Source organism: Novosphingobium sp., assembly GCF_025351285.1.
Classification (GTDB): Bacteria; Pseudomonadota; Alphaproteobacteria; order Sphingomonadales; family Sphingomonadaceae; genus Novosphingobium.
The window spans coordinates 1-8523 of record NZ_JANXWG010000049.1; the positions used below are offsets into that span (position 1 = coordinate 1).

General features: G+C 66.7%; 7 protein-coding genes. 4 read left to right on the forward strand and 3 right to left on the reverse strand.

Annotation, left to right across the window (positions count from 1 at the left end; genetic code table 11):
• Positions 1 to 72 precede the first annotated feature (72 nt).
• Positions 73 to 1701, reverse strand: a complete 1629-nt coding sequence (locus Q0R16_RS05895; RefSeq protein ID WP_295633465.1) for a choline dehydrogenase — start codon at positions 1699 to 1701, stop codon at positions 73 to 75.
• 172 nt (positions 1702 to 1873) lie between these two features.
• On the opposite strand from Q0R16_RS05895, the gene Q0R16_RS05900 reads away from it, so the two are divergent.
• Together Q0R16_RS05900 and Q0R16_RS05905 are read left to right on the forward strand one after the other, a co-directional pair.
• On the forward strand, positions 1874 to 3946 hold the full coding sequence (locus Q0R16_RS05900; RefSeq protein WP_295633468.1) for a S9 family peptidase: 2073 nt from the start codon (positions 1874 to 1876) through the stop codon (positions 3944 to 3946).
• On the forward strand, positions 3943 to 4683 hold the full coding sequence (locus Q0R16_RS05905) for an enoyl-CoA hydratase/isomerase family protein (protein ID WP_295633471.1): 741 nt from the start codon (positions 3943 to 3945) through the stop codon (positions 4681 to 4683). The genes Q0R16_RS05900 and Q0R16_RS05905 overlap by 4 nt, the downstream gene beginning before the upstream one ends.
• Positions 4684 to 4687: 4 nt before the next feature.
• On the opposite strand, the gene Q0R16_RS05910 is transcribed toward Q0R16_RS05905, so the two are convergent.
• A complete protein-coding gene (locus tag Q0R16_RS05910) occupies positions 4688 to 5443 on the reverse strand; it encodes an N-acyl homoserine lactonase family protein (RefSeq protein WP_295633474.1) in 756 nt (251 codons plus the stop codon).
• Between the two features lie 41 nt (positions 5444 to 5484).
• Entirely contained in the window at positions 5485 to 6183 is a 699-nt protein-coding gene (locus Q0R16_RS05915; protein WP_295633476.1) for a hypothetical protein, read from the reverse strand.
• Positions 6184 to 6446: 263 nt separating this feature from the next.
• On the opposite strand from Q0R16_RS05915, the gene serS reads away from it, so the two are divergent.
• Entirely contained in the window at positions 6447 to 7730 is a 1284-nt protein-coding gene (serS, locus tag Q0R16_RS05920; RefSeq protein WP_295633479.1) for a serine--tRNA ligase, read from the forward strand.
• Positions 7727 to 8458 (forward strand): M23 family metallopeptidase, encoded by a 732-nt coding sequence (locus Q0R16_RS05925; protein WP_295633482.1) that lies wholly within the window; start codon positions 7727 to 7729, stop codon positions 8456 to 8458. Before serS ends, Q0R16_RS05925 begins: the two co-directional genes overlap by 4 nt.
• Positions 8459 to 8523 lie beyond the last annotated feature (65 nt).

An 8523-nucleotide genomic window follows, 5' to 3' on the forward strand; every position in this document is an offset into this window, starting at 1 on the left:
GACACGCGAGCGCAGTGCCAGCGTGTCTCGACTTCGCTCGACACGAACGGAATGGTAACGGGCACGGCCCAATCACGCCGCCAGCGCCGCCCGTCCCCGGATCACATCGGCGATCTTTTCGGCGATCATGATCGTGGGCGCATTGGTGTTGCCGCCGATCAGCGCCGGGATCACCGAGGCGTCGACAACGCGCAGACCCGCCACGCCGATCACCCGGCAGTCCTTGTCGACCACCGCCATGGGATCGTCCGCACGCCCCATCCGGCACGTGCCAACCGGGTGATAGATGGTCTCGCCCTTCTCGCGGATGAAGGCATCGATCGCGGCATCGCTCTCCACCACCAGACCGGGCATGATCTCTTCGCCCCGGAACGGATCGAACGCGGCTTGCGCGACCACGTTGCGCACGATCCGCACGCCTTCGCGCACCGCGCGGCGGTCTTCCTCGGTCGCCAGAAAATTCATCACGATCGAAGGGTCCGCGTAAGGATCGGCCGAAGCCAGCGACACCCGCCCGCGGCTTTCGGGCCGCAACTGGCAGACGTGCATGGTGAAGCCATCCTTCTTCACCGCAACCTTGGCGTGGTCCTGCATGATCGCCAGCACGAAATGGAGCTGCAAGTCGGGCCGGTCGAGATCGGGGCGCGACTTGAGAAAAGCGCCCGTCTCCAGCCCGTTTTGCCGCCCTGTGCCCTTGCCAGTCAGAAGGTATTGCAACCCGGCCTTGAGCTGGCCCAGGCCCTTGATATCGTTGTAGATCGTGACCGGCTGGATGCAGGTCCAGTTGAGCGAAACATCGAGATGGTCCTGCAAGTTGGCGCCCACGCCCTGCCGTTCCAGCACCGGCGCGATGCCGTGCGCCGCCAGCATCTCGGGATCGCCGATCCCCGAAAGCTGCAATATCTGCGGGCTCTGGAACGCGCCCGCGCAGACCAGCACTTCGCGAGTGGCGTTCGCCCGCTGAACCGGCTTGCCCTCACCCAGACTGAAATCCACACCCGTCGCGCGGCCGTTCTCGATCACCACGCGGTGCGTGCGCGCACTGGTCTGGATCGTCAGGTTGGCCCGCTTGGCGGTCGGCGCCAGATAGCCACGCGCCGCGCTCCAGCGCTGGCCATCGGCAATGGTCAGTTGATACCGCCCGAAGCCTTCCTGGTCATGCCCATTGAAATCGTCGGTCAGCTTGTGCCCGGCCTGCCGCCCAGCCTCGATGCTGGCGCGGTACAGCGGGTGGTTGTCGGCCCGTTCGCCCCAGGTCACCGTCAGCGGCCCACCCGCGCCGTGAAAGGCGTTCGGCCCATCCACGAAGTTTTCCGCGCGCTTGAAGTAGGGCAGCGTCTCAGCGAACGACCAGCCCTCCAGCCCCATCTGCCGCCACTGGTCGTAATCGCGCGGATGGCCGCGAATATAGACCATGCCGTTGATCGCTGACGATCCGCCCAGCCCTTTCCCGCGCGGCTGGTACAGTCGGCGGCCGTCCATGTGCGGCTCGGGCTCGGTCCAGAAACCCCAGTTGTGCTTGCTTTTCTGCTTGATCAGCGTGCCGACCCCGGCGGGCATCTTCACGAGTATCGAACCGTTACGCCCGCCCGCCTCCAGCAGCAACACGCGCGACTGGGGGTCCTCGCTCAACCGCGCCGCGAGCACCGATCCGGCGCTGCCGGCACCGATGATGATGTAGTCGAAGTCTGTCGCGCGCATCCTGGTCCCGTTCGTGGCTTGTCGTTGCTGACATCCATGTCACTAACCGTGGCAGTTGCGCAAGCAATGCTGGGCAAAAATTCGTGAGCCCGGTTTCAGCCGCAACGATTGTTGCTGCCACCACGACGATTGGCGGCTAACCCCATGCAACAATCGTCCCGCAGGAGTCGCCATGATCCGTCGTTCGCTGTTGCTTGCCCTGCTGCTCGGAACCGCCACCCCCGCGCTCGCTGCCGAGCCGGCCTCGAAGCAGACCGCCCCCTCGCGCACCTTCACCCCACGCGACGTGTTTTCGCTCTCGCAAGCGAGCGACGTCCAGGTCAGCCCCGACGGCAAGCGGATCGCCTATACCCGCTCCAGCGGCGACATCATGATCGACGGCGAGCGGAACGAAGTGTGGCTGATCGACGTGGCCAGCGGCAAGCAGACCCCGCTCGGCATCGCCGGCAGCAGCCGCCCGCGCTGGTCGCCCGATGGCAGCCGGCTGGCCTTTGCCGCCCGCGCAGAAGGGCAAAAGCCGCAAATCGCGGTGCGCTGGATGGACACCGGAACCGTGGCCACGATCACCGCCCTGCCCGAAAGCCCGTCGGACATGGCCTGGTCGCCCGATGGCCGCACCATCGGCTTCACCATGTTCGAACCCGGCGAAGGCACCAAGCTCGGCTCACCCGCAGCCAAGCCCGAGGGCGCGAAGTGGGCCGAACCGATCAAGGTGATCGGCGCGGTGCGCTACCGCGCGGACGGTGCCGGATATCTGCGGCCGGGCTACACGCACGTATTCACGGTCCCTGCCGACGGCGGGGCGGCGGGGCAATTGACCTTCGGCGATTTCGAGGACGGCCGCAGCGTGACCTGGTCGGCCGACGGGCGCCGGCTGCTGATTTCGGCCTGGCGCGGCAAGGATGCCGAGCGCGACGCGCTCAACAACGATATATACGCGGTCGATGTCCAAAGCGGCGCGCTCACCCAACTGACCACCCGCGCGGGGCCCGACGAGGAACCGGTCGCCTCCCCCGATGGCCGGCTGGTTGCCTATACCGGGTTCGACGACAAGCTGCTCGGCTACCAGAACCACCAGCTTTCGGTGATGAACCCCGATGGCAGCGGCGCCCGCGTGCTGACCGGCGGACTCGACCGCGACGTGGGCAACCCGCAATGGGCGGGCGACGGGCGCTCGATCTACGTCAGCTACGCCGATCATGGCGTAACCAAAGTGGCGCGCGTGGGCCTCGACGGCAGCGTCGGCACGGTGGCCTCGGGCCTCGCCAGCGGCGAACTCGACCGGCCGTACTCCAGCGGCGATTTCAACGTCTCGAAATCGGGCACGATCGCGGTGACCATGGGCGATGCCACGCATCCGGGCGATGTCGGCGTGGTCTCGCGCGGCGGCTTGCGACGGCTGACCGATCTCAACGCCGGGCTGCTCGCCGCCAAGACGCTGGGCAAGGTCTCCCCGCTGGCCGTCACGTCATCGGCCGGCGGGCTGCCGATCGACGCGTGGATGGTCACCCCGCCCAGCTTCGACCCGGCCAAGAAATACCCGCTGATCCTTGAAATTCACGGCGGCCCCTTCGCCAGCTACGGCCCGGTGTGGTCGACCGACGACCAACTTTACGCCGCCGCCGGCTACGTCGTGGTCTATACCAATCCGCGCGGCTCCACCTCCTACGGCGAGGAGTTCGCCAACAAGATCCACCACAATTACCCGAGCGAAGACTACGACGACCTGATGAGTGTCGTCGATGCCGCGATCGCCAAGGGCAACGTCGATCCCAACGCCTTGTTCGTGACGGGCGGTTCGGGCGGCGGGCTGCTGACGAGCTGGATCGTTGGCAAGACCGACCGGTTCAAGGCGGCCGTCACGCAGAAGCCCGTGATCAACTGGGCCAGCGAAGTGCTGACCACCGACGGCTACACCACGATGGCCAAATACTGGTTCGGCAAGATGCCGTGGGAAGACCCGCAGCAATACTGGCGCCGCTCGCCGCTGAGCCTGGTCGGCAACGTGAAAACGCCGACCGCGGTGATGGTGGGAGAGGACGACCACCGCACCCCGCCTGGAGAGGCCGAACAGTTCTATGCCGCGCTGCAAATCCGCGGCGTGCCGACGGTACTGATCCGCGTACCCGGCGCCAGCCACGGCGGCCTGGCCGATCGGCCATCACAACTGATCGGTGAAAACGCCGCAATTCTTGCGTGGTTCGATCGGTACAAGGACGCGAACCCGGCGGTCTCCCGGCCATGAGCGAGGCGCTCGTGCTGTATGAGCGCCAGGGCGCGATCGTTACGCTCACGCTCAACCGGCCCGAAAAGCGCAACGCGCTCAACCTGGCGCTGTGGAGCGAACTGGCCGCACATCTCGACACGATCGAGGCTGCGGGAGAGAAAATTGCTGCGGTTGTGCTGCGCAGCAATGGCCCGGTGTTCTGTGCGGGCAACGACTTGAAGGAGCGCGGCGTACCGCTACCTTCGCCGCACTATCAGGCCAGGATCGTGACGCGGCTGGCGGAACTTGCGCAGCCGGTGATCGTGTCGGTGCAGGGCGGCTGTTTCACCGGCGGGCTCGAACTCGCGCTGGCAGGCGACATCATCGTTGCGGGGACAAGCGCCAGTTTCGCCGACACCCACGGCAAGTTCGCGCTGGTGCCGGTGTGGGGCATGAGCCAGCGCCTGCCGCGCCGCGTCGGCCAGTGGAAGGCGCGCGAAATGAGCCTGACCGGGCTGCCGGTTTCGGGTGAGGAAGCCGCGCGGATCGGGCTGGCCAACCACTGCGTGTCCGATACCCAACTCGACGCAAAGGCGTGCGAACTGGCCGAAGCCATCGCCGCGCAAAGCCGGCACAGCGTGTTCGCCTACAAGAAGCTATATCGCGAACAGGCCGACCTGCCGTTGTCTGCCGGCCTTGCGCACGAAGTGTTCAACAGCGCGGGCATCGGTGCGGATTTTGCCGAACGCGTGGGCGCGCAGTTCGGGAAAGCCTGAGCCGTCAGTCGAACGCCACGCCCTCGCGCAGCGTGGCCCACTGGCGCCCATCGTGCCCGAACAGGATGCGGATGCCTCCGCTACGCAGCGAGGCCAGCCGCTCCATCGTGACCCGGCCCGCCTCGAAATCGACCGTGGCGCGCGGCTGTACCATCGCATCGAGGTTGCGCTCGGTGTAGCAGCAGTCGCCCGCCAGCAGCACCTCGCCGCCGGGCAGCCTGACGATCACGCTCTGGTGCCCCGGCGTGTGTCCGTGCGTCGGCACGATCCGCACCGTGCCATCGCCGAACAGGTCGTGCTCGCCCGCGATGGCCTTGATCGGCTGGCCGGTATCGTAGTCCTGCGCTTCGTAGAGTCCGGCCTCCGGCTTGTCCCGCGCGGTGTTCCATTCCGCCGCTTGCACGATCGCCGTGGCATTGGGCAGAAGCGCATTGCCCCCGCAGTGATCGATGTGGAGGTGCGAATTGATCACCCAGTCGATGCTCGCCGGATCGACATCGATCGCGCGCAGACGGGTGGCCACGTCCATGCCTTCGAACCACTGCAACCCGAACTTGGCAGCGGGCAGCGCATCGGCCAGTTCGCGGCGATAGCGCACGCCCATTCCGGTGTCGAACAGCGCGCGGCCCCTGGGGTGGTCGATCAGGTACGATGGCACCGGCCCGCGCAGGTAATCGCCCTCGTCACCCTCGACGAAATAGCCCGGCCGGCACTGAAACCAGCCGCAGTTGAACGCGAAAAGCCGCAAGGTCTTGTCCATCGCTGCACGCTAGCGCGCCGGCCCACGCGGCGAAAGAGCCGCTAGCCGCCAGGCACGTCCTCGGCCTGCTCGGCCTCGCTCTTGGCGGCGGTGAAGGTGAACTTGATTCGCACCCACGCGCCAATCATCGGCTTGCCATCGATCCGCGGCGGGCGGACAAGGAATTGCCACGAAGCCCGGCGTAAAGCGCGCGCAAGGCCCGATCCGGGCGGCGATTCGTCGAGTTCCTGGCAATTCTCGACGTGGTACGCCTCGGCCGTCTTGCACGCGATCATCGCCCAGGCCGCCGCGCCCGAACCTTGCGGCATATACGTCGCCAGTTCGGCGCGAGTCGGTTCGCGGTACCATTGCGCGTTGTATAGCTTGCCCACGCCCGGCGCCTCGCCCGGCCCGTAAAGCTTGCCGGTGCCCGCCCCGCCGGCGCCGCCGTTCGAATCGCCCTTCTTCAGCTTAGAGATATCCCACGCCGCCATGTCCGCGCGCGAGACCTGAACCAGCGCGGGCGTGGTCACCTTGGGCTTGATCACCGGCGGCGGCAGCACGCGCGGCTGCTGCGGTTCCACCGCGATCACTTTGGCGGTGGCCTTCTTGGGCGCGCTTCCCGAAGCCGACTCGGGCGGCGGCGGCTTGGGCAGGTTGATCGCGACCAGCGACGGCGGCTTGCGGTCGTCCTCGAACGAAATCCCGCCCATCCGCCACATCACCAGGAAGGTAAGCAGGATCATCAGGGTGGAAAACACGATCCCGCCCGCACGATTGCGCAAGCTGGGCCGGGCGCGCGCGAAGGACGAAGCAGCACCGGGCGCTGAAATATCAGCGGATGGAATTGTCGCAACCGGCATCGGGCCAGCGCCTACACACCGCAGTGCCCGCGCACAAACAAAACTCTGTCGCGCAAATGTCGCGCGCCAACGATGACATTTCGTCAGCAAAACCCGCGCAGATGCGCGGATTTCCGGCGCAGGCTTGCAGGACCAATCCCAAGACGGCATAGCCTGCGCCCATGCACGATATCCGCCTGATCCGAGACGACCCCGCCGCTTTCGATGCCGCAATGGCGCGGCGGGGAGTGGTGTCGCCATCTGCGGCGATCCTGGCGCTCGATACCGAACGCCGCGCGGTCGCGACACGAATGCAGGAAGCGCAGAACCGCCGCAACGAGGCCTCGAAGGCGATCGGCACGGCCAAGGCGCAGAAGCGCGACGATGACGCCGCTGCGCTGATGGCCGAAGTGGCCGAATTGAAGCAGGTCCTGCCGCAACTCGAAGAACAGGACCGCCAGCTTACCCAGGCGCTGCAGGACGCACTGGCCAGCGACCCCAACCGCCCCGCGCCCGACGTGCCTGACGGCGAGGACGAGTCCGGCAACGTCGAAGTGCTGCGCTGGGGCACGCCGCGCACATTCGACTTCGCGCCGAAGGAACACGCCGATCACGGCCCCGCGCTAGGCATGGATTTCGAAACCGGCGTGCTGATTTCGGGCGCGCGCTTCACCTTCCTGCGCGGCCAGATGGCGCGGCTCCATCGAGCGCTCGGGCAGTTCATGCTCGACACGCAATCGAGCCAGAACGGCTACACCGAGTGCAACACCCCGCTGATGGTGCGCGATGAATCACTGTTCGGCACGGGCCAATTGCCCAAGTTTGCCGAAGACAATTTCCAGACCACCGACGGCCGCTGGCTGATCCCCACCGCCGAAGTCAGCCTGACCAACTCGGTGCGCGAACAGATCCTGCCCCATTCAGCTCTGCCCATGCGCCTCACCGCGCTCACCCCGTGCTTCCGCGCCGAAGCGGGCGCCGCCGGGCGCGACACGCGCGGGTTCATTCGCCAGCACCAGTTCGAAAAGGTCGAGATGGTCTCGATCTGCGCGCCCGAGGATTCGGACGCCGAGCACGAGCGGATGACGCTCTGCGCCGAAGGCATCCTGCAAGCGCTGGATCTGCCTTACCGCAAGATGCTGCTCTGCGCGGGCGACATGGGCTTCACCGCGAAGAAGACTTACGATCTCGAAGTGTGGCTGCCCGGCCAGAACGCCTATCGCGAGATCAGTTCGTGTTCCAACTGCGGCGATTTCCAGGCGCGGCGAATGAATGCGCGCTATCGGCCAGAAGCCGCAAAGGGGACGGAATTCGTCCACACGCTCAACGGCTCGGGCCTTGCGGTTGGCCGCACATTGGTGGCGGTGCTGGAAAACTACCAGCAAGCCGATGGTTCGGTCGACGTGCCGCAGGTGCTGCTGCCTTACATGGGTGGGCTGACGCGGCTGGTGCCTGCCGCCGCATGACATGGCGCGGGCCAGTGCTGGTCCGCGTGATCATGGCCGCGCTGCTGTTCGGCGCGGTTTCGGCCCATTCGCGCACCCCTATCGCGCCGGTCGAGCGCCGCTATGTCGTCCAGCCGGGTGATACTTTCCGCGCGATCGCACAGCGGCTGGGGGTTGAGATGGAAGACCTCGGCGCAATCAACGGCGTGCCGCCGCCCTATATCGTGCGGATCCGGCAAGCGCTGCGCGTGCCGCTGCCGCGCCGGCCCGAACCTGCGCCGTACCGCGATGCTCCGCGTGCCGCGACCAAGCCGGCAAAGTCGCCGGTGAAAAAGCCTTCGACTGCGCCAGCGGTGCGGTTGGCGGGCGAGCCGCGGCTTATCTGGCCAACCGACGGCGCGGTGACGGGAGCCTTCGACTCATCCAGAAGCGGCTCGAACAACGGCATCGACCTGGCCGCCTACAAGGGCATGACCGTGCGCGCCGCCGCCGCCGGCCGCGTGATCTTCGCAGGCCACGAACCCGAGCGCTTCGGCTTGCTGCTGGTGATCGACCACGGCAATGGCTGGGCCAGCGCCTATGCCTATCTGGGCGACGTGACCGTCAAGGAAGGCCAAACCGTCCGATCGGGCGAACGCATCGCGCGCGTCGGCGCCAGCGGCGAAGCGCGCCGCCCGACGCTGCATTTCGAACTGCGGCATGACAACGTGGCGCTCGATCCCGTGCCCTACTTGCCGACGCGGTTCTGACTCACCGCTTCCGTTCGTGTCGAGCGAAGTCGAGACACGCGAGCGCTGCGCCAGCGTGTCTCGAC